Below are 25,123 nucleotides of genomic sequence, written 5' to 3'. Positions count from 1 at the left end.
CCGCGGATCAGCCGCGCGGACGCCGTACGGTGAGCGCCTTGCCGGTGTACTCGACGGTGGCATCGGCCGCCGGCTCCAGCGCACCGGCGTCGTCGCGCGGGCCATCGACCCAGCGCACGCGGATCTCGCGCCGGGCCTGCATGCCCGGATAGCTGCCCTGGCGCGCACCGATGCGCAGCTCGCCACCGGCTTCGTCCCAGGCCAGCGGAATGCGGCTGGACTCGCCGCGCTCGTAGCCGTAGTTGCGGCCATCGTCCTCGTACAGCGAGAAGCTGCCGTCGGCCCCGGTGTAGATCTCGATGGTGAGCGGCGCGGCCGGCTTTTCGTCCACGTACTGCTGGACCACGGTGCGCGGCACGATCGAACCGGCACGCACGAACAGCGGGCTGCGCTCCAGCGGCGCGGCCGCCTGCAGGGTCTGCCCGCCGGCATGGCGCTGGCCGGTGTGGAAGTCGATCCAGCTGCTGCCGGCCGGCAGGTACACCGGGCGGCTGGTGGCCTTGAACTGCGTCACCGGGGCAACCAGGAAAGCCGGGCCGAACAGGTACTGGTCGGCGATGTCGCGCACCTTCGGATCGTGCGGGAAGTCCATCGCCAGGGTGCGCAGGATGGTGCCGTCGTCGTGCCAGGTGTCGCCGGCCAGGGTGTAGATGTACGGCAGCAGGGTGTAACGCAGCTTCAGGTAATGGACGAAGCTGGCGTAATGCGGGGTGCCTTCCGGCGCGATCTCCCAGATCTCGCGGTACGGGAACTGGCCGTGCAGGCGGAACACCGGCACGAACGCACCGTACTGGAACCAGCGCAGGCTCAGCTCGCGCCACTCGGGCAGGTGCGCCGGGTCCTTCTGCTCGTAGCGGCGCTCGGGCGAGAACCCGCCGATGTCGAAGCTCACGTTCGGCGCGCCGGCCATCGAGGCGTTGACCAGGCCGGAGATCTGCTCGCGCATGTCGTCCCAGCGCGGCACGATGTCACCGCTCCAGAACGCCGCGCCGGCGCGCTGCTGGCCGGCGAAGTAGGCGCGCGAGAGGATGAACACGCGCTTGTCCGGCTCCACTTCGCGCGACCCGCGGTACACGCCTTCCGAATGCGGCAGCGGGTAGGAGTTGAAGTACTCCACCGACGAGCCCAGCGCGGTGGGCGTGGTGCGTGCCTTGCGCTCGCCGATGTCGATGTTGCTGTGCAGGTCCGGCTCGGAAGCGTCCAGCCACCAGGCGTCGAAGCCCTTGACGTTGAGCTTCTCGTGCATCTGCCGCCAGAAGATGTCCTGGGCTTCCTTCGAGTACGGGTCGTAGAAGGAGTTCAGGTAGCCCTTGCCGATCCAGTCCAGCTCGCCGACCTCGACGTTGCGGTGGTACATGTGCCCGGCCGCGTCCAGTTCCTTGTAGTTGGCGGTGGTCGGATAGAACTTCGGCCACACCGAAATCATGATCTGGGCGTGCTGGTCGTGCACGTGCTTGACCATGCCATCGGGGTCGGGGAAGTTGGCCGGGTCGAAATCATGCGAGCCCCAGGCGTTCTCGGGCCAGTACGACCAGTCCAGCACGATCGCGTCGATCGGCAGGCCGCGGCGGCGGTACTCGTCCAGCGCGCCGGTGAGTTCGTCCTGGGTCTTGTAGCGCTCGCGGCTCTGCCAGAAGCCGTAGGACCACTTGGGCAGCAGCACCGCCTTGCCGGTGAGCGCGCGATAGCCGGCGATCACCTCGTCGCCGTTGCGGCCGGCCACCACGTAGTAGTCGATCATCTGCCCGGCCTCGGACCAGATCGAAAGGTCCGCGGCTTCGGCCGCCGGCAACGGGTCGCGCCCCTGCAGGGCCAGGTAGGCCGGCTCGATACGGTCCCACTCGATACGCAGGTCGTGCTTGTGCCCGGCCTTGAGGTCCAGCGCGAACTCGTGGTGCCACGGGTTCCAGTTCTGGCGCCAGCGGTCGATCACCAGCTTGCCGTCGACGTACAGCCTGGCGTACTCGCTGTTGTAGAGCGAGAAGGTGTGGCGGCCATCGCTGCGGGCCGCGATCTGGCCTTCCCAGACCACGTCACTGCGCCCGCCCGGCGCCATGTTCTTGCCTTCCTCCGGAAAGTCCTCCAGGCCGGAGATGAACTGGTAGTCGATCTTCGCTTCGCGGCGGACCAGCTTGACCTCGCCGTCGATCGAATAGGTCGCGGTCAGGGCGCCTTCCACCCCGTCCTTGTCGTACAGCGCCACGGCCTCGCCGATCTGGCGCAGGCCGCGCGGATCGCCGTAGCGGGTGATGGCGTTGTTGTCCCACAGGATGCCGTAGTTGCGGCTCGACACCAGGTAAGGGATGGCGTTGTCGATGTTGTGCTGGAGCAGTTCGACGTCGCGGCCCTTGAGGTTCATCCAGCCCTGCTGGTGCAGGCCGGTGCCGTAGAACGCCTCGTCGCCCTGCGACTGGAAGCGCTGGCGCAGGCTGTAGTAGGGCGTGCCCTCGAATTCCACCGCCTCGAACGTGCGTGCGCCGGCGGTCTCGGCCAGCAGTGGCTTGCCGGCGGCGTCGAAGAAGCTGACCTGGCCATCGGCCAGCGCGACCTGCGCGGAGATGCCTGCGGCCTGCAGCCGTACTGCGTCGTCATCCTGTTCGATCTTGAACGCCGGCACCGGCGTGGCGCTGGTGCTGCGCATCAGGCTCGGGCTGCGCTTGAAATCGCCATCCGGGTCGGCGCTGACCCGCACGATGCGCTCGCCCACCACCTGCAGGCGCACGTCGGCGGCGGATGCATCGGCCGGGCGCACGATCACGCCGTCGGCCTGGCGTTCCACGGTCTGCGCCAGCGCAGCCAGGGGCAACATGCTCGCCACGGCGACGGCCAGCAGGCACCCCCGGGCATGGACGGGCTTGTTCTTGCGATTCATCGGTACCTTCCTCCGTTGCGGCGCCTCAGGTCGGCGCCCGTGTGTCTGTCGGTGCCGGCTCGCGCCGGCATGCATCAGTAGTGGGCCATCTTCACCCGCAACAACCGGGTGGCATCGGAAAAATTGAGGCCGTAGTCGGTCTGGTCGCCGTTCCAGCGCCGCCGGAACTGCCACTGGCCATCCACGTAGGTGCCCTCGTCCACGTACTCGTAGATCTGGCGTTCGGCGATGGCCGGGTCGGCCGCATTGATGTTGATCCGCGCATGCGCGCCGGTGACCAGGAACTCGTCCGGCCCCAGTTGCACCACCAGCGCGCGCCCGACCGGCTCCGGGTTGCCCGGCGGGGTGCCCTGGAACCAGAACTGCGGCACGCCATAGGTGACCACCATGTTCCAGCGGTCGTCGATCTTCAGGGTCTGCACAGGCTGCCCGGGTTGCTCGGCGGTCCCGCGCACCTTGCCCTCGAAGCTGGCCTGGGCGATCACCCGCGCGGCCGGGCCAACCAGCCGGTAGTTCAGGGCGAAATCCTCCAGCGTCTCCGGGCTCACCACCCTGGCACCGAGCGGCCAGTTGCTGTAGCTGGAAAAATCGATGCCGAACGGCGACCAGCCGATGGCCTGGTGACCGAGCGCGGAGAAGAAGTAGCGCGCGTATTCGGCGCGGTTGCCGGTCTCGGCCACGAACAGCGGGTTGTCCGGCCGCGCGTAGCGCTTCAGCACCGTGGTGTAGTGGCCGTACTCGGGCATGTAGATGTCCGGCGCCAGCAGGTCGATGTGCGGCGCTGCGGCCTTGTAGATGTCCAGCACGTTGTCGGTCGGCCCGCCGCTGGCGTACTGGCCGGGCTGGCCGGGGTTGAACGGACCGCGCAGCGCCGCGTTGACCAGCATCGGCAGCGGATACTCGGCCTTGCCCGCCTGTGCCACCTGGTCGATGAAGTGGGCGATGTGCCAGGCGTGGAAGTACTCGTCGGCATCGGCGCCGAACACCTGCCGCCAGGTGCCGGGCTGGCGCCCGAGTTTTTCGACCAGCGCCTGCGGCACCGGGCCTTCGAACACCGCCTGCGCCAGCGGCGAGAAGTCGCGCACGCTGCCGTAGGTGCCCGGCTCGTTCTGCGGCTGGACCATGATCACGGTGCGCTGGGGGTCGTTGGCCTTCAAATGCCGCATCAGTTGCACGAAGGCCTTGCGGTCCGCTTCCAGGGTTTCCTGCCCGTGCGGCGACAGCGAATTGAGCGTGCGCCCGTCGGCAGTGACCACGCGCGGGAAGCGGGCGTTGTCCAGCTTCACCCAGGCCGGCGCGTAGTGCGGGGCATTGTTCTTCCAGGTCGCGAACCACAGCAGGACCAGGCGCACATCGTGCTCGCGCGCCTGCGCCAGAAGGGTATCGACGAAGGAGAAGTCGAAGCTTCCCTCTTCCGGCTCCACCTGCTCCCAGGCCACCGGCACCATCACTGTGTTCGGCTTCACCACCGCAATCGCCGGCCATACATCCTCCAGCGCCTGCGGCCAGTTGCTGGAGTTGTTGACCTGGGCACCAAGCATCAGGAACGGCGCGCCATCCACCAGCAGTGCATGGCGGCCATCGCGGGTGACCACCTGCGGGATCGGCGCGGCACTGTCGGCCGGGGCTGCGTCGTTCGTGCGTGCCGCCGTCGCGGCGACGGCCGCGTCGTCGGCTGCATGATCGGCCTGCGACGCAACCTCGCCACCGCACGCAACCAGCAGCAATGCCAGCAACGTGGCCAAACCATTCCAGGCACTGCGCCGCAAACCCCGGTACGTCATCGCGTCCTCTCCATGCATCGGTTCACCACTCGGCGGTGCGGAACGGCGACGCCGGAAGCCCATCGCGGCCAACCAGGTTGGCGGCCTGCGGGTCATCGCTCCAGCCATAGCGCGCCATCACCGGCGCATGTACCGCTTCAGACTGCACCACCACGGTGTCGCCTTCGACCCGTGCTTGCGCCGGGTGGAACAGGCCGTCGGCGCCCGCCAGTTCGAAACCCGCCAGGGCACCGCCGCCGCGCGCGGCCAGGGCGCCGCCGGCGTGGTCGAAGTGCAGGACAACGTCCTGCCCGCGCACCTGCGCGCGGCGGAACACCGGCCCGGTCCAGGCCACATCCTGCTGGCCGTACACCATGTGCTGCGCGATCCGCGCCAGGCGTTGGCCAACGGTGCGCTTGTCGCGCGGATGGATGTCGTGGGTATCGCCCGCATCGGTGATCACGACCTGGCCGGTACCCGGCAGTGCCAGCGTGGCCGACTGCGACTCGCGCAGGGTGGCCCACGGGCTGTCCAGCACCCGGCCGCTGGCATCCAGGCGGTCATTGCCGGAATGGAACGGGGCCAGCTGCACCCACAGGAACGGCAGTTCCGGTGTGCGGAACCCCGCGCGCCAGCCTTCGATCATGGACCGGAACTGGTCGCGGTAACGGTATGCACCATGCTCGCTGGCATTGGTTTCGCCCTGGTACCAGATCGCCCCGGCCAGCGCATAGGGCTGCAGCGGATGCAGCATCGCGTTGTACAGCAAGGTGTCGACCTGGTTCTTGCCATCCTGCATCGACACGCGCACCTGGGCGGTGCGGAACTGCCACGGGCCCTGCAGCGCACGCGCCTGGCCCGCGGCCGGCTGCACGAAGATCTCATCCGGGGTACCCATGATGCCGCCACCACCGCCATCGTCCTGCACCCGCACCGCAAGCACGTTGGTGCCGGCACGCAGCGCGGACGCGGGCACCGCATAGACCCGCGGCTTGCTGTAGGCGTTGACGGTGCTGCCAACCTGCTGGCCATTGACCCAGGTGGTGTCGGTATCGTCGATCTGGCCCACCCCCAGGGTGATGCCGGCGGCAGCCTCGGCCTGGCTCAGTTCGAAGCTGGTCCGGTACCAGGCCACGCCATCCATGCCGGCATACCCCTGTGCCTCCCAGGGTGCGGGCACCGCGATCGGCGCCCAGTGGGAGGTGTCCAGCGCGGTGGCCGCGAACGCGTCGGACGCCGGATCCACCGGCTCCCACGCCGCAACCCGCTGGCGCACTTCCGCCTCGACCTTGGCCTCTGCCGCACGGCGCTCGCGCATCTTCGCCTGCAGCGCGGCCGCATCCAGTCCCAGCATCCCGGCATCCATCCACGTCTCGATCGAACTGCCGCCCCAGGTGCTGTCGATGATGCCCACCGGCACATGCAAGGTGCGTCGCAGCTCGCGTGCGAAGGCATAGCCGGCCGCGGAGAACCCGCCCACCGTGGCTGTACTGGCCGCCTGCCATTGGCCGCCTTCCAACTGCGTGCGCGGCGCCTCGGCCCAGGACTTGGGCACCTTGAAATGGCGCAGCTGCGGGTCGCCGGCCGAGGCGATGTCGTCCTGCGCGTGCAGGGTCTGCGCCACCGGCCATTCCATGTTCGACTGCCCCGAGGCCAGCCAGACCTCGCCGACCAGCACGTCGTCGATCCGCCGCTCCTGGCCCCCGGCCCGCACCGTCAGCACGTAGGGTCCACCGGCACCATGCGCCGGCAGTTGCAGCGACCAGTGCCCATCCGCGCCGGCCGTGGCCTGCACGCTGCTGCCATCGAACTCCACCTGCACCCGGGCGCCCGGCGTGGCCGTACCCCACACAGGCAGCGGGCGGTCGCGCTGCAGCACCGCGCCATCGGAAAACAGCAGCGGCAGTTCCAGCGCGGGCGAGGCCAGCGCGGCCAGGGGCATGGCCAGCCATGCCAGGACGAGGACGGCAAAGCGGTGTTTCATGGTTCGGGGTCTCCGTAGATCACGCCGCGGCCGGAGGTGGCCAGGTATACGCGTCCCGGGACGCGCGCATCGCCGGTGAGCATACGCACGCTGCCGAACCGGTGCATCGGATCGTCGATCCGCTTCCAGCGGCGGCCATCGTCGTCGGAACGGTACAGGCCCACCTGGCCATCGGCCTGGCCGAACACGAACAGCGCCGGCGTCGTGCGCCCCGGCGCGGGCGCGCCCAGGCCGGCGGCGAACGCGTTCTCGATCGTGCCCAGGCGCTCCAGCCGGCCCGCGCTCCAGCGCATCATCCCGCGCCAGGAAGCGGCGAAGTACACCACCCCGCTGGCCTGCGTAGAGGGCAGCAGTTCAGCAGCGAACCAGTCGCCGATCGTGCCCACGCCTCCCTGGGTGGCCTCGAACGCCACCCCGCCGTCGCCGCTGACATGCAGCTGCCCGCTGACCGGATCGAATCCGTACCACAGCGCCGGCTCCACCCGGTCGGCTGCCACCACCGCCGAGGCGGGCAGGCCGCGCACCTTCTGCCAGCGCGCGCCGAAGGCATCGGTCAGCCAGTGGCTGCCGTCACGTGGCTTCCAGATCACCCGGGTGCCGTCGGCCGACAGCGCGATCTGCCCGGCGCCCTTGCCATCCGGCGGCTCCTTGGCGAAGGCACTCCAGGTGGCGCCGCCATCGCGCGAGTACGCCGCCCGCACCAGCGCATGGTCATCGCCATGCAGGTGACCGCTGCGCACCAGTACCTGCGGTTGCTGGCCGGCGTAGTCCAGGCTTTCGGTATTGCTGTAGCGCGGGCCCTCGAACTGCACCGTGGCCGCGTCCAGGACGTCGTGGCGGAAGCCGTCGAGGTCGCCCAGGCCGCTGACCAGCGGCGCGCCCTGCGGCGGGCTGACCAGGTCCAGCGGCACGGTCTCGTCCAGGCCGGCCACCTCGAAGGTCCACTCCACCTGTCCGCCGCGCTCCAGCGCGCCCATGTTGCGCGAAGCCCAGATGCCGTAGCCGGTGACGAACAGCACCCGGTCCGGGTCGTGCGGGTCGATCTCGATGTCGGCCAGCCAGTGCGGCCGCGCCTGCGCGGTCCACGGTGCGGTGGAATGGTCCAACCGCGAACGCGCCAGCACCGGCGTCCAGTTCGCGCCGCCATCGGTGCTGCGGTAGACCTCGTCACCGGGCGCCCAGCGGTTGAAGGTGGTGGCCACGAGCACGTCGGGGTTGGACGCATCCACCGCCACCGCGCCCCAGCCGAAACCGTCGCGCTGCCCGTCGCCGGGCCGGGGCGTGATCTGGCGCCAGGTGCCGCTGGCCGGCGAGTAACGCCACACCGCGCCGTCCTTCATGCTGTCCGGGCCCGGCTCGTCGCCGTAGCTGAGCAGGAAGTCGCCACGGCCATCGCCAACCATGTGGTTGGGCCGCAGCCCCGTGGGCTGGCCGGGCACGGCCTGCCAGGTGCGGCCGGCATCGGCCGAACGCACCAGCCCGCCCTCGCGGCTGGACACGCCCGCGTACACCACCGGCGTGGGCGCGCCAGCCTGGCCGCTGGCCGGGTCGAACACGACGAAGACGATGCCGATGGCCTGCTTCTTCCAGTTGCTGGCACTGGCCGATTCAGCCGTGGCCAGGGCCGGGAAGTCGGCCACCCGCTTCCAGCGCACGCCGTGGTCCTCGCTGCGCCACAGGCCATGCGCACGTGAGCCCAGGAACAGTACCCGGCCATCGTTCGGATCCACCGCCAGGCGTTCGCCGTTGCCGCGCGCCAGTTCGTTGGCGCCGAGCTTGAACGGCAGGTCGCTGCGCTGGAAGGTGGCGCCACGGTCGGCCGAGCGCAGGATCGCGCCGTTGCCGGCATGCTCGTGGGTGTAGGTGCCGGCGGCCAGGTAGACGCGCTGTGGATCGGACGGATCCAGGGCCACGCTTTCGATCCCGGCCAGGTTGGCGTCGGCGTGGCCGATCCAGTCGGTCAGCGGGACCCAGCGCCGCTGCGCCGCATCCCAGCGGTAGGCGCCGCCCACGTCGGTGCGCGCATAGGCCAGGCCAGGTTCGGCCGGGTGGAATTCGATGCCGGTGACGAAGCCGCCGCCGCCGATGGCGACGTTGTGCCAGCGGTAGGCCTGCTCCGGCACCCGCGCGGCCCAGGCGCTGCCGGCCAGCGCCAGCGCCAGCAACACACCGCATGCGAAGCGGCCTGCGCCGGAGCCGTGCCGCGTGATTGCAATGCCGATCATGCACTGCTCCCCCATGGTTGCTGCGGATGGTGTCCCCCGGCACCGGCCGCCCCGGGGAGAAAGGCGGGCCGGCGCCGGAAGGACGCATGGAAACGCACGGCCCTGCAGCCGTGCGCCTCCATGCTTCCCCGCGGGAACGTTACAGGTCGAGGTGGTATCGACCTCAGAACGTGAAGCGGATGGTCGCCGCGTACCGGCGGTCGTTCACGTACCAGGAAGTTACCCGGCGCCCGGCCGCGTTCTGGTCCATGATCGTGCGCTGCTCGGCATTGTTGAGGTTGTTCATCTCCAGGCCGATCTGCACGTTGTCGCTGAGCCGGTAGAAGATCGAACCATCCAGCTGGCCGTAATCGTCGCTGTACACCGGCAGCTTCCAGGCGATGCCGCCGTCGCCGCCGTTGTAGCCGTTCGGCCCGACCGACAGCAGGTACTCGCTGCGCCAGTTGTAGGCGAACCGGACCTGCCACGGGCCCTTCTCGTAGAACACGGCCAGGTTGTAGGAGTGCTCGGACAGGCCATCGGCCGGCAACTGGCCAAAGCTCGAACCATCGGTGTCGGTCGGCAGCACGGTCGGGTCGTTCGGCACGTCGGTCGAACTGTCGATCCAGGTGTAGTTGGCCGACATGCCCAGGCCGCTGAGCGGGCCGGGCAGGAAGTCGAAGAACTGGTTCCAGCCGATTTCCGCGCCCTGGATCCGGGCCGTGCCCACGTTCACCGGGCGGGTGACCAGGTAGTTGTACGAATTGCCGTCCAGTCCCGGGTAGGACTCCAGTTGGGTCTGCCGGCGGAAGTAGTCCTTGACGTCCTTGTGGAACAGGTTGATCCAGGCCATGCCGCCGTGATCGGGGTCGAAGTACCACTCCAGCGACAGGTCGAACTGGTTGGCCTTCATCGGGGTCAGGTACGGGTTGTCGTACGAGTCGCCGGTCAGGTCCAGGTCGCCCAGCGGCAGGCTGCTGCCGTCCTCGGGAGGCGTGATCCCGGGCTTGGTGCCCACACCCAGCATCTGGTAGGCCTGCATGTCGCTGAAGTTCGGGCGGGCGATGGCCTTGGACGCGGCGAAGCGCATGACCAGGTTGCTGACCGGCTCCCACTTCACGTTCACGCTGGGCAGCACGTCGGTATAGCTGTTGCTGGCGCTGATCGCCTCGGAATTGCCGTTGCCCAGGTACGGCGCATAGGGCTGGTTCGGGTACACCAGGAAGCCGTCGGCCTGGTTCTCGGTGCGGACCACGCGCACGCCGAAGTTGCCGCTGATCGGCGCCGACTCGGCGGCGAAGTTCAACATCGCGTAGGCGGCGTAGGTGCGCTCGCTCTGCACGTTGCCCCACTGCGGGTCGCTCATCAGGCGCGGCGCGTATACCCCGGCGTAGCAGCAGGTGTAGTACGGGTCGGCCGCGCTGTGGATGTCCTGGTAGCTGCCCGGGAAGCCGAGCGCGGTGGCCAGCACCGGCGAGTAGAACGCACCCGGGGTGTTGGCATCGCCACGGTAGAAATTGTCGAACGCCTGCAGGTTCACCAGGCCCGAGTTGACCGTGCCGTTGAGGTCCAGCCCGGGCAGCGGCTGGTCGCCTGGCAGGGCCCACCACTGCATCCACGTCTGGATCACCGGCTGCCAGTCGTACCCGGTATCGATGCTGGTGGCATCGCGGTCGGTCACCCGCACGCCGGCCTTGAACGAGGAGAAGAAGCCGTTGTCGAAGCTGTGCTTGAGGTCCGCGCGCCAGGCCACTTCTTCGGCCTGGTTGTCGTCGCGGTGGTCCATGGTGAAGCCCCAGTAGTAATTGCCGGGGTTGGTGGTGAACTGCTGGTCGATGCCGATGGATGGCAGGCCGTTGCCCAGGGCGATGTCGATATAGGGCACGTTCACGCCCAGCGACACGGTCGAATCCAGGACCCGGGTGTCGGCCTTGATGAACTGCAGCTCGGTGGATACCTCGGTGCGCTCGCTGGCCAGCCACTTCAGGCCGAGCGAGTAGTCGCTGGTCTTGGACTGGCGATGCGAGGCGCGGATGTCCGTGCCCATCGGGATGTCGCCACTGGACCGCAGCCGGCCCGAACGGAACACGTTGCCGTCGAGCGCGTAGGGCTGGCTCGCGTCGAGCGCGACCTGGGTGGGGTCGTTGGAAACGAAGATCGCGTCCTCGAACCACAGTTCGTCGTACTTGCTCTGGAACGCGGTGGCGAACAGGTCCAGGCGGTCGTTCGGGCGCCACTGCATGGCGATGTAGGCGCCTTCGCGCTCGCGCTCGTACTCCAGGGTGCGCCAGTCCGCGCCGCGCGGCAGCCACAGTTCCTCGTTGCTGCCATCGCCGTCCAGGTCGGTATTGGATGTCTTGAAGAACGGCCGCACGAACATGCCGTCGGTGCGGGTGGACAGGTCCGAACGCGCCACGTCCACCAGGATGCCGAACTCGCCGGCACCGGTCTCCCAGCGGTCACTGAATAAGGCCGACGCCGAAGGCTGCAGCTTCTCGGCAAAGTCGCCCTGGTTGACGCTGAAGGACACGCCCAGCTTGCGGCCCGGGAAGTCGAACGGCATGAAGGTGCGCAGGTCGACCGAACCACCCAGGCCGCCCTCGATCATGTCGGCCTTCTGGTTCTTGTACACGTCCACGCCGGCCATCAGCTCGGACGGCACGTCCTGGAAGCTCAGCGCACGGCCGCCGGAGGCGGAGAAGCTGTCGCGGCCATTGAGCTCGGAACGGACCTGGGTCAGGCCGCGCACGGCCACGCCGTTGCCCTCGGCCGAAAAATGCTCCGGGTCGCCGACCGAGAGGAAGCGGTCGATGGTCACGCCGGGAATGCGCGACAGGGTTTCGGTGACGCTGCGGTCCGGCAGCGCGCCGATGTCGAGCGCGGTGACCGAATCGACGAAGGTGTCGGCATCGCGCTTGATGTCCTGGGCCTTGTAGACCGAGCCGCGGATGCCGGTGACGACAATCTCGTCCAGTTCGGTCACGGCCTTCGCGGCGGCCGCGTCCTGGGCATGGGCCGGCGCGGCGAGCATGAGGGCAACCCCCAGCGCCAGCGCGCTGTGCTTGAAGCGGCGGTCGTGGCCGGGCACTGGCACCCGGTAGGCCGGAGCGGTACTACGGTTGTGCTGCGTGGACATTGCGTTCCCTCCCAGGACATGCAACGGGAGCGGCGGCCCCCTGGTTTTCTGGTCAGGCGATGCGCCGTTGCGGGCACCGCCCCTTGTCTTGGTATCGATACATCGCAACGACGTGGCTGAAGGCGTCGTTGCCGGATCCCAGCCTCAGCACTACCTGCGCGGGCCAGTGCTGGCAGCAGCTTAGTCATCCACGCTATGTCGTTCCAATAAAATATCCGCCAGAATCTATGTTTATTGGGAATAGCTAAGTGCGGAAGGAACGGCCTCCTTGCTGCAGGAGCCGGCCTTGCCGGCGACCGGCCGCCCGGGGCCGCGGTCGCCGGCAAGACCGGCTCCTACAAAAACGAAGGCACGCCATCGATGCGCCGACGGACGGCGTCTGGCCGGGCGACAGGCCCGTCCGAAGCCAGACACCGGCAACACCCGTACGTCCACGCACCACGTCACATCACACCGGACCGCGGTCGCCGGCAAGGCCGGCTCCTACAACTCCGGTGTCCGGGTTTTCGGACCGGCCGATGACCGGGGCGGCGTGAAGCGATGCCCTTCACCCGGAGGGAAGAACCAAAGAAAAGGCCCGCGCGGTTTCCCGCGCGGGCCCTGGAACACACTGCTTGTCAGCTTTTACCAGTTGGCGCGCAGCACCAGCGCGTAACGGCGGTCATTCTCGAACCAGGCACGCTTGTACAGCGTGTTGTCCATGAATCCGTCACGGGTGTAGCCACGCGGACCCATCAGCAGTTCGGTGGTGGCGTTGGTCAGGTTGTTGGCCTGCAGGCCGACCTGGATGTTCGAGTTGATGTTGTAGAAGATCGAACCGTCCAGCTGACCGTAGTCATCGTTCCACACCGGCTGCTGCATGGCCGGCATCACGTCGCTGCTGGTGAGCAGGTAACGCGAACGCCAGTTGTAGGCAAGCCGCACCGACACCGGGCCACGCTCGAAGATGCCCATCACGTTGTAGCTGCGCTTGGACAGGCCTTCCAGCGGCAGGTCCAGCGGCACGACGCGCGGGATGGTATCCACGCCATCAGCCGGCGGGCTGATGTCCACGTTGGTGCCGCCCTTGCTGTCGACGTAGGTGTAGTTGGCCTGGATGCCGAAGCCGGGCAGGAAGTCGAAGAACTGCGAGTAGCCGACTTCGAAGCCGCGGATCTTGCCTTCATCCAGGTTGCGGGTACGGGTCATCTGGTACACCTGACCATTGATGACCTCGTTGCCCAGCGAGGTGGCGAAGTAGTCCTTCACGTCCTTGCGGAACAGGGTCAGGTACAGGCTGTTGGCCGGTCCGAAATACCACTCCAGCGCGGTGTCGAACTGGTCCGCACGCATCGGCTTGAGCGCCGGGTTGCCGCCGCCGCCGCTGTAGCTCAGGTCATCGAAGCTGCACAGGTCGGCCTTGTCGCGCAAGCCGTCGGTCATGGCCTGTGCACAGCCGCCCGCGCTGGCGCCCAGCGTGATCCAGTTCTGCATCAGGCGGAACTCGGGACGGGCGATGGCCTTGGACGCGGCGAAGCGCCACTGCAGACCGTGGTCGAAGCGCACCCGCACGTTCAGGCTGGGCAGCACGTCGGTATACGTGGTGCTGACCTGGCTCTGGAACGCCTGGCCGTAGAACGCCTCGCGCACCGCCGGATCCAGGACGTCCTGGTAACCGGAGGTCATGTCCGGCATCAGGCCGCCGCCGAGGGTCTTGACGCTGGTCTTGACCACGCGCACGCCGATGTTGCCGTCGACCGGCACGCCGAAGCGGTCGTGGTTCTCGAAGTACAGGATGCCGTAGCCCGCCTGCGTGCGCTCCTGCTGATCGTTGATGGCATCAGGCTCGTAGCTGACCGGCTCCCACTGCGCACCCGGGACTCCCTCGTCACTTTCGCCGCGCGTACCGGCGGCCCGGCCCGGAATCGTCGCCAGGGTGTCGCGCACCTTGGCGATGTCCACGAAGGGATCCTGCGCCGCCCAGAACTGGGTCGGGACGTTGGCCTTGCCGCCGAAGAAGTCCTTCAGCGTATAGAGCTGGGATTGGTTGCTGTAATACTGATCCAGCCAGGCCACTGGCGGCCGGCTCTGGTCCGGATTGTCGATCTTGTTCCACTCGTCGCTGATCACTGCCCAGTTGTAGATGGTCGAGTAGCTGGTATAGCTGCGGTCGGCCACGCGCACGCCGAAGCGCACCAGGCGCCACCAGTCGCTGTCCGGGAAGTTGTATTCCAGGTCCAGGCGACCGGCACGCTCGCGGCCTACGTTGTCGGCCAGGTGGTCCATCGCCGAACGCCAGAAGTAACGGCTCTGATCCTGCAGGACGGACGGATCGGCCAGGGTCATCGACGGGTACTTGCCGGTGAGGTCCATGGTGAGCCCCTCCACCAGGGAGGAGGTGTGGACCGAGAAGTCCACCTGCTCGCTCTCGGACTTCACGTACTGGAAGTCGCCGCGCACGATCAGGTCGTCGGTGAGGTAATGGCGGAAGCCGGCAGACCAGTCGGTGGTACGCGAGGTCTGAACGTTGCGGCGGTTGCCCAGCGCAAACTGCAGGCCTCCGCTCTGGTTCATGGTCGGCGGATCGTCCGGCGTGCCGCGCCAGCCACCAACTCGCGGCGTGCCCTTCAGGAAGCGGCCGTTCTGGTCATACACGAACGTGGTGCCCGGCATGGGAACCAGCTTGTTGGTCTTGTCGGCCAGGCCGCTGGCGCCGTCCCAGGCTTCGTCGAACCAGTTGACGTCGCCGTTCCAGTTGGCCGTGTTGTTGGCTTCACCGGCGCCGGCGAACTCCATGAAGTGCTCGCGCCACTCCAGGTCGTACTTGGAGGTGATGGCCTGGGTATAGATTTCGGTGTTTTCGTTCGGGCGCCACTGGAATGCGAAGGCACCACCCTGGCGGGTGCGGTCGAAGTCGGTGCGGCGCCAGTTCATGCCGCCGGGGATGAACACGTGGTCGCGGTCGGTCCCCTCCAGCAGTGCATCACGCTGGCCGTCGTTCGGCTGCCAGCTGCCCTGCTCCCAGTCGTAGGCCAACCACCCTCGCCGCCCTCGGGCTGCTCGGCCGGCTTGCGGCCGCGGCGGGAGTACGGCTGGATCTGGATGCCATCGGACTGGGTGGCCAGCTCCGAGTACGAAACGTTGGCCAGGAAGCCGATCTCGCCGACGCCGGTGTCCCAGCGATCGCTGAACAGGAACGAGGCCGACGGACGCGCGTCCCTGGCCTTGTCGCCGTAGTTGTAGTCGAGGCTGCCGGCGATCTTGCGGCCCGGCTCGTCGAAGGGCTTGCGGGTGCGCAGGTTGACCGTGCCGCCCAGGCCGCCTTCGATGATTTCGGCCGACGGATTCTTGTACACGTCCACGCCGGCCATCAGGTCGGCGGACACTTCCTCGAAGCTGATGCCGCGGCCGCCGTTGGCGCTGAACACGTCGCGGCCGTTGAGCTCGCCGCGCACGAAGGTCAGGCCGCGGATCATCACGCCGCTGCCTTCTGCCGAGAAGTGGTCCGTATCGTCGCGCGCGGCGAAGCCGGTGACGGTGACGCCCGAGACGCGCTTCAGGGTCTCGGTGACGCTGCGGTCCGGCATCGCGCCGATGTCCTGGGCGGTGACCGAGTCGATGATCTGCTCGGCATCCTGCTTGAGGTCCTGCGCGCGCATCAGGCTTCCGCGCAGGCCGGTGACCTGGACGGTCTCCAGCTCTACTGCTTCATTGGAGGATGTCGCACTGGTTTCGGAGGTTTCCTGCGCGTACACGCCACCGGCCGCCAGGGCAAGCGCCACGCCGACTGCGAGCGTGGATCGGTGGAAACTGGACGCAGTGCCGCCCCCTGCGGCACGAACGGGATACTTCGTCATTACTGCTGCTCTCCCAAAAGAGTAAAAAAACGGCTCGTTCCACATGGCGGCCGGGACCAGGGCACCCACCCCTCCCGGAGCGGTATATCGTTATCAGGCACGTACCGGACGGTCTGTTACCCGTTCCGGACGTTAGGTGGAGGCGTGACCCTTGTCAATGAATTTCCGGACTTGCGGGTATCCCGGAACGTATATAGAAAACGATAACGACAACGGGATTGATTACCGCTGTCGCGCATACAGCCGACGGGCCACCGAACGCAGCGCCTCCAGCACCTTGCGGGCCGCCGGGGAGAGCTGGTGCCCGCGCCGGCGGATGATGCCGAACGACTCCATCCCGACCCCCAGTTCCAGCTTCAGCACCGCCAGCTGCCGGGTCTCCACGTAGGGCGCAACGGCCTCCAGCGGCAGGGCGGTGACCAGGTCGCTGGCCCGCAGCAGGTTGATCATCACCGGCAGCGACGAGGTCTCCACCACGTTGCGCGGTGCCTGCAGGCCGCGCTCCAGGAACATCGTCTCCAGCCGGGTGCGCAACACGCTGTCCGGGGGCGGCATGATCCAGCCGTGGTCCACCAGGTCGGCATGCCGCACCCGCTTCTGCGCCGCCAGCGGATGGCCGTGGCGGACGATGGCCCAATGCGGCTCGTCGGACAGGGGCTCGAATTCCAGGTCGATGCCACCCTGCGGGTCCATGACCCGCCCCACCACCAGGTCAAGGCGACCATCCAGCAGCCGGGCCACCAGCGGCCGGCTGTAATCCATGTCCACCCTTATAAGGATGTCCGGATGGCTCTTCTTGATCTCGGCCACCGCCTGCGGGACCAAATTGGTGCCCGGGTTGACCACGGTGCCGATGGACGCCTGGCCCAGGTGCCCATCACGCAGCGCCGCGATCTCCTCCTGCGCGCGGCTGATTTCCAGCAGCGCACTGCGCGCGCGCCGGATCAGCACCTGGCCGTACCAGGTCGGCTGCACGCCGCGTGCGTGGCGATCGAACAACTGCACGTCGAGCAGGGCTTCCATCTCCGCCAGCAGCTTGGAGGCGGCCGGCTGGGTCATCCGCGCGGCCTCGGCCGCGCGCAGCACCGAGCCCTGCTCGTCCAGATGCAGCAGCAGCATCAGGTGCCTGGTCTTGAGCCGGGAAGGGTTGGACCAGTGCGCACCGACGGTGGTTTGCTCCATTGTCGCTCCTGTATTCCGCATAAGAATAGATCAGGGTAGAAATTTCATTTCCAAATATACATCCTACACGCGACGCTTGGCATCGTCCGGCCCCGCGATGGGCACCGCTCGCACTCCCAACAGGCCCGTCATGACTCAAGCCCTCCCCCGCTCCCCGTTCCGCCTTCCGTTGATCGCGATCCTGCGCGGCATCGGCCCCGGCGAGGCGGTCGAGCACGTCGGCCGGCTGGTGGCCGGGGGTTACGACGCCATCGAGATCCCGCTGAACTCCCCGGCGTGGGAGGACAGCATCGGGCGTGCGGTGCAGGCCCACGGCGGCAGCGCCTGGATCGGCGGCGGCACCGTCCGCCGCGCCGCCCAGGTGGACACCCTGCATGCGCTGGGCGCGCGCTTCATCGTCACCCCGCATACCGATCCGGTGCTGATCCGGCATGCGGTGGCCGCGCGGATGCAGGTGGTCGCCGGCTTTGCCACCGCCAGCGAAGCCTTCGCCGCGCTGGACGCCGGCGCGCAGATGCTCAAGCTGTTCCCCGCTGCCAGCTATGGCCCCGGGCATGTGCGCGCGCTGCGCGCAGTGCTGCCGAAGGACGTGCCGCTGTTCGTCGTCGGTGGCGTGACGCCCGCCTCGCTGCCGCAGTGGCTGGCCAGCGGCGCCGACGGTGCCGGCATCGGTGGCGAACTCTACCGGCCCGGCCAGCCCCCCGACACCACCGGCGCGAACGCACGCGCGTTCCGCCAGGCCCTTGAAGACCGCCCTGCATGAAGATCACCCGCCTGACCACGTACCACGCCGCGCCGCGCTGGTTGTTCCTGAAAATCGAAACCGACGAGGGCATCAGCGGCTGGGGCGAGCCGGTGATCGAGGGCCGCGCCCGCACGGTCCAGGCCGCGGTGCACGAGCTGGCCGGCTACCTGGTCGGCAAGGACCCGGCACGCATCAACGACCTGTGGCAGACCCTCTACCGCGCCGGCTTCTACCGGGGCGGGCCGGTGCTGATGAGCGCCATCGCCGGCATCGACCAGGCCCTGTGGGACATCAAGGGCAAGGCCCTGGGCGTGCCGGTGTACCAGCTGCTCGGGGGCCTGGTGCGCGACAGCATGAAGACCTACCGCTGGGTCGGCGGCGACCGGCCGGCCGAACTGGTCGAGCAGATCGCCCACGCCCGCGCACAGGGCTTCGACACCTTCAAGTTCAACGCAACCGCGGAAATGCGCCTGGTGGACAGCCCGCGCATGATCGATGCGGCAGTGGCCCGGGTGGCGGCGGTGCGCGAGGCGTTCGGCGACACCGTCGATTTCGGCATCGACTTCCACGGCCGGGTCGGCGCACCGATGGCGCCGGCGCTGCTGCGAGCACTGGAGCCGTTCCGCCCGCTGTTCGTGGAAGAGCCGGTCCTGCCGGAGCAGGCCGAGTACTACCCGCGCCTGGCCGCGGCCAGCATGATCCCGCTGGCGGCCGGCGAACGCATGTACTCGCGCTTTGATTTCAAGCCGGTGCTCGCCGCCGGTGGCCTGACGATCCTGCAGCCGGACCTGTCCCACGCCGGCGGCATCACCGAGTGCATGAAGATCGCGGCGATGGCCGAGGCCCACGACGTGGCCCTGGCACCGCACTGCCCGCTTGGCCCGGTGGCGCTGGCCGCCTGCCTGCAGGTGGACTTCGCCTCGCACAACGCGATGCTGCAGGAGCAGAGCATCGGCATCCACTACAACCAGGGCGCCGACCTGCTCGACTATGTGCTCAACAAGGATGACTTCGCCTGCCACAATGGCCACATCGCCGCCCTGCCCGGCCCCGGCCTGGGCGTGGAGATCGACGAGGAACGCCTGATCCAGGCCCATCGCAACCCGCCGGACTGGCGCAACCCGGTCTGGCGCCACGCAGACGGCAGCATCGCCGAATGGTAGGAGTCCCCATGTCCCAGTCCGTGCCCCGCATCATCGTCGACTCGCGCTGTGCGCATGGCGAAGGGGTGGTCTGGTGCGCGCGGCGGCAGTTGCTGTTGTGGGTGGACATCGATGGCGCGCAGCTGTGGCTGCATCGCCCTGGTGACGGCCTCACCCGCCAGTGGCCGCTACCCGATCGACCCGGATGCCTGGGCCTGGTCGAGGATGGCAGCGTGCTGCTGGCACTGGCCAAGGGCCTGTACCTGGCCGACCTGGACGCCGGCCTGGACGGCAACGAACTGCCACTGCGCCACCTGGCGCCGGTCGAACCGGAGCTTGCGCATACCCGCAGCAACGACGGCCGTGCCGACCGCCACGGCAATTTCGTGTTCGGCACCATGAACGAGCATCCGGAACACGCACCGACCGGCGCCTTCTACCAGTTCTCCTTCCGCCACGGCCTGCGCCGGCTGCCACTGCCGGGCGTGGCCATCCCCAACTCCATCTGCTTTTCCGCCGATGGCCGCACCCTCTATTACTGCGACTCGGTACGCCAGCAGATCCTGTGCGCCGGCTATGACCCCGACACCGCGCAGGTGCACGACGCCCGCGTGTTCGCACAGGTGGATGACCATCCGGGCGCAAGCCCGGACGGTTCGACGCTGGATGCACAGGGCGGGCTGTGGAACGCGCAATGGGGCGGCGCACGGGTCGTGCGCTACCGCGCCGATGGCAGCCGCGACCGGATCGTGCCGATGCCGGTACCGCAACCCTCGTGCTGCACCATCGGCGGCCCCGGCCTGGATACGCTCTACGTGATCACCTCGCCGCAGGGGCTGGGCGACGATGCGCGTGCGCAGTATCCGCACTCCGGCAGCCTGTACGCGCTTGCGCTGGGCGAGCCGCTGGGCCTGGAAGAAAGCAGGGTGGCCGCTCCGTGATTGCAGTCGACTGGGGCGGCAGCAGCCTGCGCGCCTATCGCCTGGATGCAGGCGGCCGGATCATCGAGCACCGCCGCAGCAATGACGGCGCACTGGCCAGCCACGGCCGCTTTTCCCAGGTACTGGGCGGCCTGATCGAGGGATGGAGCGAGCGCCTGGTCGTGCTGAGCGGCATGATCGGCGCGCGCGGCGGCTGGATCGAGATGCCCTACATCGACTGCCCTGCCGGCATCGGTGCGCTGGCCGCCGGGATGCGCCGGCTGGATGCGGATGCGCCGCTGGCCGGACACGCGCTGTGGTGCGTGCCCGGCATGGCCGACCGCGGCCGCGAGGCCGTGGACGTGATGCGTGGCGAGGAAACCCAGATCGCCGGCCTGCTGGACACCCTGGGCCCGGGCACCCACCACCTGTGCCTGCCGGGCACCCACAGCAAGTGGGTGCAGGTGCAGGACGGCAGCATCGTGCGCATCTCCACCGCCATGACCGGCGAACTGTACGGCCTGCTGCGCCGGCACAGCATCCTGGGCCGGACCATGCCCGAACACGAGCCGGCACTGGATGCTGCCGCGTTCGACGCCGGCTTGGACGATGGCGGCGCCGGTCACGGCCTGCTCCAGGACCTGTTCGGCGTGCGCACGGCCGCGCTGTTCGAACGCTTCGCCACCGACGCCCTGCCGTCCTACCTGTCCGGCCTGCTGATCGGCCACGAACTGCGTGCAGAACTGGCCAGCCATGCCGGCGTGGCCGTGCACCTGCTGGGCAGTGACGCACTGCTGGAGCGCTACGCCCGTGCACTTGCGACGCTGGGCGTGGGCGTGCAGCGCCACCCGGAAGAACTGGCGGCCACGGGCATGCACCTGCTGGCACGCGCACGCGGGCTCTGACTGCGGCCGCAAGGCCCTGGCGCCTTGCGCAAAGGCACAACAGGGCGCTGGAGCGGGCGCTGGATTAGAATATAGCCTCTGTCCCCGCGTTTCCGTGGTTTGTATCCATGCCCTTCGTCGTCACCGAAAACTGCATCAAGTGCAAGTACACCGACTGCGTGGAGGTGTGCCCGGTGGACTGCTTCCACGAAGGCCCGAACTTCCTGGTGATCGATCCGGACGAGTGCATCGACTGCACCCTGTGCGAGCCGGAGTGCCCGGTCAACGCGATCTATCCCGAGGACGACGTGCCGGCCGGCCAGGAAGGCTTTGCCGCGCTCAACGCCGAATTGTCCAAGGCCTGGCCGGTGATCACCACGCGCAAGGAACCGCTGCCCGAAGCCGAGGAGTGGGACGGCAAGCCGGACAAGCTCAAGCACCTGGAACGCTGACGGGACGCCAGTTGCCGCGCGCCCCTGCATGAACGGGTGAGCGACACGGCGCCGCTCACACGTGCCGGCCCAGCATGCGGCGCAGGGTCCCGTCCCTGTCGACCAGGTGGTGCTTCAGCGCGCCCGCCACGTGCAGCAGCAGGATCACGACCAGCCCGTAGCCAACCCATTCGTGTGCGGTCTCGCCCAGCACGGACAGCAACTGGCTGTAGGGAATCACTGCATCAGGATCGGACGGATCCTGGTTGGCCGGCACCAGGGTCACCCCGAAAATCCCGAACCCGTGGCCGCTGGCCGCAGAGTAGAGCATTCCGCTGAGCGGCAGGGCCAGCGTACCGAGCAGCAGGCACCAGTGGATGGCCTTGGCCAGCCAGCGCTCGCTGGCCCGGTACCGCCCCAGCGGCCGTGGCCACCCCTGCCGCAACCGCCATGCCGCGCGGGCCGCCAACAGCGGCAGTGCCAGCAGGCCGATGGATTTGTGGATGTCATACAGGCCATAGGCCTCGGCCAGCGACATGTAGATGCCGATGGCCAGCATGGGCAACATCACGACGGCAACCAGCCAGTGCAGCCAAACGGTTTTCCTACTGAATGCATGGGTGTGGTCCACGGCGATTTCCTCCATCTGGATGTTCCTGCACAAGACGTGGCAGCCCGCTGCCGGTGGAAGCCGGCCGGACCACTCGAGCAGGCATGGAGAACGGACTCAATCGCGCTGACGCGAGTGTCCGGATGGCGGGACGGATGTCCGCCTGCCGGGACGCCGGGACGTGCGCGCCGTGGCGCCCGCGCGTGATGCGTGATGCGGGGTGGGTGGTGTACGGCGGGGCTGGGTGCGGGCCGGCTGGCGGAACGCGGGGCCGGATCAGGCGTCGGCTGCAGGAATCGTGCAGGACGCCTTCAGCAACGCGCGGTATTTCTTGCTCATGGGCACCTCATGGCCGCCGCGCACCCGTACCTGCCCGTTGCCCGCCGCGGTGCGGCTCATGTGCGCGATCGATGCCACGTTGACCAGGTGGGAGCGGTGGACCCGCACGAAATGCCCGGGCGGCAATGCCTGCTCCAGCTGGGTGAGCGAGGCGCGCAAGAGGTACGTGGTGTCGCCGCAGCGGATATCCACATAATTGCCCGCGGCACTGACCACGTCGATGTCCCGCACCTGGATGAGCCGTTCCTGCCGGCCTTGCGACACCAGCAAGGTCCCGGGCATCGGCAGCGCATCATCGGGAGCGATCCCGGGGGCGGGCCCGGGTGGCTGCGCCACGGACGGCGATACAGGTGGAACGTCACGTCCGCGGCGGCCCAGGACGTGCCAGGCCAGGACCACCAGGGCCAGGGCGGCGGCATGCCGGGGGAGGAAATAGACGAGGCTGGACACCGGGTGGGCGCCATCCAGGACGTCGAGCCCGACCCGGCAGCCGAGGGTGACGACGAGGGCGCCACCACCCAGCAGTACATACCGACAGGCCATTGCCCGCCGCCCCGGGGATGCCGCATGCAGCGCGCGCAGGCCGGCACACACCAGCGGCGTGAGCGCCAGCCAGCCGCCCCATTCGCGCAGCGGCCAGGCCGCCGCCTGCATCAGATCGACCTGCGCGGCCTCGACAAAGATCGTGTACAGCGCGCAATAGCCGACCACCACACCGATGTAGGCGCCCCATCCGACCAGGGATGCCCTGCAATCGGACCACAGGGTCGACGACATCCGGCCTGCTGTCTGCTGCATGGCGAACATCCCGTCACGATGGCCCGGTGCCGGGCCGTACACTCCATCGGCAAGCGGCACGCGCCCTGCCAGGCGCGTGCGCCGCCCGCAGGACTCAGCGCGCCAGCGCCGCCTGCAGCGCCGCGATCAACTGCAGCGCAGCCGCGTCGGTGGCCGGCAGGCCACGCGGATCGACGGCCGACACGTATGCGCCACCCTCGACCTGGGTGACCCGGACCAGGAAGTCGCTGCCCTGGTAAGCCACGTCATAACTGCCCAGCAACTGCGCACGGGTGGCGATGGTCAGCCCGTCGATGCCGCCCAGCGCGGTGCCGACCTGCTCGAAGACCTGGTCACGGGTGCCCGCCACGGTGAACCCGCTGGCCGACGGCGCCGGCGCGGCCGCCACCGGACGCGCGGCGGCACCACCTGCCGACGGCAGCCCCATCGCGCCGGAGGTATCGGGCAGGGTGAGATCCGGCGGCACTTCCAGCGGCCGCTGCTCCTGGCTGAGCGCGTAGTCACCCTTTGCGCCCTTGCGGAACCAGGAACAGCCGCCCAGCACCGCGGCTGCGGTGACGGCCAGCAGCGCGATCGTGGATGCGCGGGCGAGGCGTGAAGTCAGGGACATCGGCAGGGGTCTCCGGAAAGGTTCGGGTCAGGCTGCGAGCGGTTCGCAGCCAGTGTGTGATTCAAGCTCGCGCACCAGCGCGCAGATGCGCGCCGCCTCGGCATGGTGCGCGGCAGACAATGACAGCAATGGCAGGCGCAGGCCATGGCCGTAGCCCTGGCGCTGCAGCAGCGCCTTGACCGGGATCGGATTGGGCTCCACCGCGCAGAACGCATGCAGCGGTGCCAGCCGCCCGTCCCATTCGCCGGTACCGGCGACATCGCCGCCACGCGCAAGGTCGCACAGGCGGCGGCAGGCGCCGGGCGCGGCGTTCGAGGCCACCGAGACCAGGCCGTCGGCACCGGCCAGCATCGCGCGCGCGCCGCTGCCGTCGTCGCCGCACAGCACGCTGAACCGCGGACCACGCAGGGCCAGCAGCGCGGCCATGCGCGCCGGGTCGGACACCGCTTCCTTGATGCCGACGATGTGCTCGTGCGTGGCCAGCTCGGCCACCGTCTCCGGCAGCAGGTCGCAGCCGGTGCGCACCGGAACGTTGTAAAGCACCACCGGCAACCCACCCTGCGTGGCCACGGCGCGGTAATGGGCCAGCAGGCCGGCCTGGCCGGGGCGCACGTACGGCGGTGCCACCACCAGCGCCGCATCGGCGCCGCACGCGGCCGCGCGCCGGGTCTGGGCAATGGTGCGGGCGGTGCCGGACAGGCCGGTGCCGGCCAGCACCGGCACCCGGCCGGCCACGATTTCCACTGCCGTGCGCAGCAGGAGGTCGTATTCGCCGTCGTCGAGCATCGCCGCCTCGCCGGTGGAGCCGGCCACGACCACGCCCTGCACGCCGGCGGCCAACTGCCATTCAAGCAGCCGGCGCCAGGCGTCGTGGTCCAGTGCGCCGGCCTCGTCGAACGGGGTCGCAAGCGCGGTGATCAGGCCGGACGGATGCAAAGCGGATTCGCTCTAGATTCTGCGGCTTGCGCAGGTCGCGCGGGCCGGTTTCTGGGGATCCGATCATACTTGCGGCGCGAAACCACGGGCAAGTATGCTGATCGTAGCGGCAGGGCGCCGTCCTGCCTGCCATTCAGCCTCTCGCAATGCCGGAAGCCTCCTTGACCGACACCCCTCCCCGGCCTTCGCCGAACGAAAACCACCTCCTGATCAACGCCTATACGACGCATCCGGAATCGCCCCTGTTGGCGGTCACCCGCCGGATCGCCGACAGCGGCTGCAACCTGGTGGATGCGCGCCTGGCCACGGTGGGCCGCGACGTGTCGATGACGGCGCTGGCGGTGGGTTCGTGGGACGCGGTGGCCAAGCTGGAGGCGATGCTGGGCCGGATGGAGCGCGAGGACCATCTCAAGCTGATCTGGTACCGCACCGCGGCCAAGCAGATCCAGTCCAATCTGCTGCCCTACATCGTCGAGGTGGTGGCCGCCGACAAGCCCGGCATCCTGTTCCAGCTGGCCGATTTCTTCGACCGCCAGGGCATCACCGTGGAAAACCTGCAGAGCACCCGCTACCGGGCCATGCAGACCGGTGCGGAGATGTTCTCGGCACAGGTCACCATCGGGGTGCCGGCGGACATGCACATCGCCGCGCTGCGCGACGATTTCCTCGAGTTCTGCGACCACCTGAACCTGGACGCGATCATGGACCCGATGAAGTTCTGAGGCAGGCAA

General features: G+C 68.6%; 18 protein-coding genes. 6 read left to right on the top strand and 12 right to left on the bottom strand.

Annotation, left to right across the window (positions count from 1 at the left end; all coding sequences use genetic code 11):
• Window positions 1-7: 7 nt before the first annotated feature.
• The 8 genes from ACEJ41_RS03990 to ACEJ41_RS03955 all read right to left on the bottom strand — a co-directional run bounded on the left by ACEJ41_RS03990 (window position 8) and on the right by ACEJ41_RS03955 (window position 16,977).
• Window positions 8-2,872 carry a TIM-barrel domain-containing protein gene (locus tag ACEJ41_RS03990; protein ID WP_374013501.1) on the bottom strand — a complete coding sequence of 955 codons (2,865 nt, stop codon included), beginning with the start codon at window positions 2,870-2,872 and terminating at the stop codon, window positions 8-10.
• Between the two features lie 74 nt (window positions 2,873-2,946).
• Window positions 2,947-4,656: a DUF5597 domain-containing protein gene (locus ACEJ41_RS03985; RefSeq protein ID WP_374013500.1), complete on the bottom strand. Its 1,710-nt coding sequence runs from the start codon at window positions 4,654-4,656 to the stop codon at window positions 2,947-2,949.
• A gap of 22 nt (window positions 4,657-4,678) precedes the next feature.
• Window positions 4,679-6,619 (bottom strand): sialate O-acetylesterase, encoded by a 1,941-nt coding sequence (locus ACEJ41_RS03980; protein WP_374013499.1) that lies wholly within the window; start codon window positions 6,617-6,619, stop codon window positions 4,679-4,681.
• The gene (locus ACEJ41_RS03975) at window positions 6,616-8,844 is read right to left on the bottom strand and encodes a WD40/YVTN/BNR-like repeat-containing protein (RefSeq protein WP_374013498.1); all 2,229 of its coding nucleotides are present in this window, start codon (window positions 8,842-8,844) and stop codon (window positions 6,616-6,618) included. Before ACEJ41_RS03975 ends, ACEJ41_RS03980 begins: the two co-directional genes overlap by 4 nt.
• A gap of 163 nt (window positions 8,845-9,007) precedes the next feature.
• Window positions 9,008-11,959, bottom strand: coding sequence for a TonB-dependent receptor (locus ACEJ41_RS03970; RefSeq protein ID WP_374013497.1), 2,952 nt, complete (start codon window positions 11,957-11,959; stop codon window positions 9,008-9,010).
• 624 nt (window positions 11,960-12,583) lie between these two features.
• Window positions 12,584-14,974, bottom strand: a complete 2,391-nt coding sequence (locus ACEJ41_RS03965; protein WP_374013496.1) for a TonB-dependent receptor — start codon at window positions 14,972-14,974, stop codon at window positions 12,584-12,586.
• On the bottom strand, window positions 14,869-15,795 hold the full coding sequence (locus tag ACEJ41_RS03960; RefSeq protein ID WP_374013495.1) for a TonB-dependent receptor plug domain-containing protein: 927 nt from the start codon (window positions 15,793-15,795) through the stop codon (window positions 14,869-14,871). Before ACEJ41_RS03960 ends, ACEJ41_RS03965 begins: the two co-directional genes overlap by 106 nt.
• A 222-nt stretch (window positions 15,796-16,017) precedes the next feature.
• A complete protein-coding gene (locus ACEJ41_RS03955; RefSeq protein WP_374013494.1) occupies window positions 16,018-16,977 on the bottom strand; it encodes a LysR substrate-binding domain-containing protein in 960 nt (319 codons plus the stop codon).
• Between the two features lie 130 nt (window positions 16,978-17,107).
• Here ACEJ41_RS03955 and ACEJ41_RS03950 point away from each other — a divergent pair, with 130 nt between their 5' ends.
• From ACEJ41_RS03950 to fdxA, 5 genes are all read left to right on the top strand, one after another.
• Window positions 17,108-17,740, top strand: a complete 633-nt coding sequence (locus ACEJ41_RS03950; protein WP_374013493.1) for a 2-dehydro-3-deoxy-6-phosphogalactonate aldolase — start codon at window positions 17,108-17,110, stop codon at window positions 17,738-17,740.
• A complete protein-coding gene (dgoD, locus tag ACEJ41_RS03945; protein WP_374013492.1) occupies window positions 17,737-18,885 on the top strand; it encodes a galactonate dehydratase in 1,149 nt (382 codons plus the stop codon). The genes ACEJ41_RS03950 and dgoD overlap by 4 nt, the downstream gene beginning before the upstream one ends.
• A complete protein-coding gene (locus ACEJ41_RS03940; RefSeq protein WP_374013491.1) occupies window positions 18,879-19,805 on the top strand; it encodes an SMP-30/gluconolactonase/LRE family protein in 927 nt (308 codons plus the stop codon). The genes dgoD and ACEJ41_RS03940 overlap by 7 nt, the downstream gene beginning before the upstream one ends.
• Window positions 19,802-20,689 (top strand): 2-dehydro-3-deoxygalactonokinase, encoded by an 888-nt coding sequence (locus ACEJ41_RS03935; RefSeq protein WP_374013490.1) that lies wholly within the window; start codon window positions 19,802-19,804, stop codon window positions 20,687-20,689. Before ACEJ41_RS03940 ends, ACEJ41_RS03935 begins: the two co-directional genes overlap by 4 nt.
• 107 nt (window positions 20,690-20,796) lie before the next feature.
• Window positions 20,797-21,120, top strand: a complete 324-nt coding sequence (gene fdxA / locus ACEJ41_RS03930) for a ferredoxin FdxA (protein WP_374013489.1) — start codon at window positions 20,797-20,799, stop codon at window positions 21,118-21,120.
• 55 nt (window positions 21,121-21,175) lie between these two features.
• Here fdxA and ACEJ41_RS03925 read toward each other — a convergent pair whose 3' ends face one another.
• The 4 genes from ACEJ41_RS03925 to dapA all read right to left on the bottom strand — a co-directional run bounded on the left by ACEJ41_RS03925 (window position 21,176) and on the right by dapA (window position 24,392).
• A complete protein-coding gene (locus ACEJ41_RS03925; RefSeq protein ID WP_374013488.1) occupies window positions 21,176-21,745 on the bottom strand; it encodes a cytochrome b in 570 nt (189 codons plus the stop codon).
• A gap of 240 nt (window positions 21,746-21,985) precedes the next feature.
• Window positions 21,986-22,855, bottom strand: a complete 870-nt coding sequence (locus ACEJ41_RS03920) for a LytR/AlgR family response regulator transcription factor (protein ID WP_374013487.1) — start codon at window positions 22,853-22,855, stop codon at window positions 21,986-21,988.
• A gap of 85 nt (window positions 22,856-22,940) precedes the next feature.
• The gene (locus ACEJ41_RS03915; RefSeq protein WP_374013486.1) at window positions 22,941-23,456 is read right to left on the bottom strand and encodes a hypothetical protein; all 516 of its coding nucleotides are present in this window, start codon (window positions 23,454-23,456) and stop codon (window positions 22,941-22,943) included.
• Window positions 23,457-23,483: 27 nt separating this feature from the next.
• Window positions 23,484-24,392, bottom strand: a complete 909-nt coding sequence (dapA, locus tag ACEJ41_RS03910; protein WP_374013485.1) for a 4-hydroxy-tetrahydrodipicolinate synthase — start codon at window positions 24,390-24,392, stop codon at window positions 23,484-23,486.
• Between the two features lie 146 nt (window positions 24,393-24,538).
• Here dapA and ACEJ41_RS03905 point away from each other — a divergent pair, with 146 nt between their 5' ends.
• Window positions 24,539-25,114, top strand: a complete 576-nt coding sequence (locus ACEJ41_RS03905) for a glycine cleavage system protein R (RefSeq protein WP_374013484.1) — start codon at window positions 24,539-24,541, stop codon at window positions 25,112-25,114.
• Window positions 25,115-25,123 lie beyond the last annotated feature (9 nt).

This window comes from Pseudoxanthomonas koreensis (genome assembly GCF_041890415.1).
Taxonomy (GTDB): domain Bacteria; phylum Pseudomonadota; class Gammaproteobacteria; order Xanthomonadales; family Xanthomonadaceae; genus Pseudoxanthomonas; species Pseudoxanthomonas koreensis_A.
This window is presented reverse-complemented; position numbering and strand designations above follow the sequence as displayed.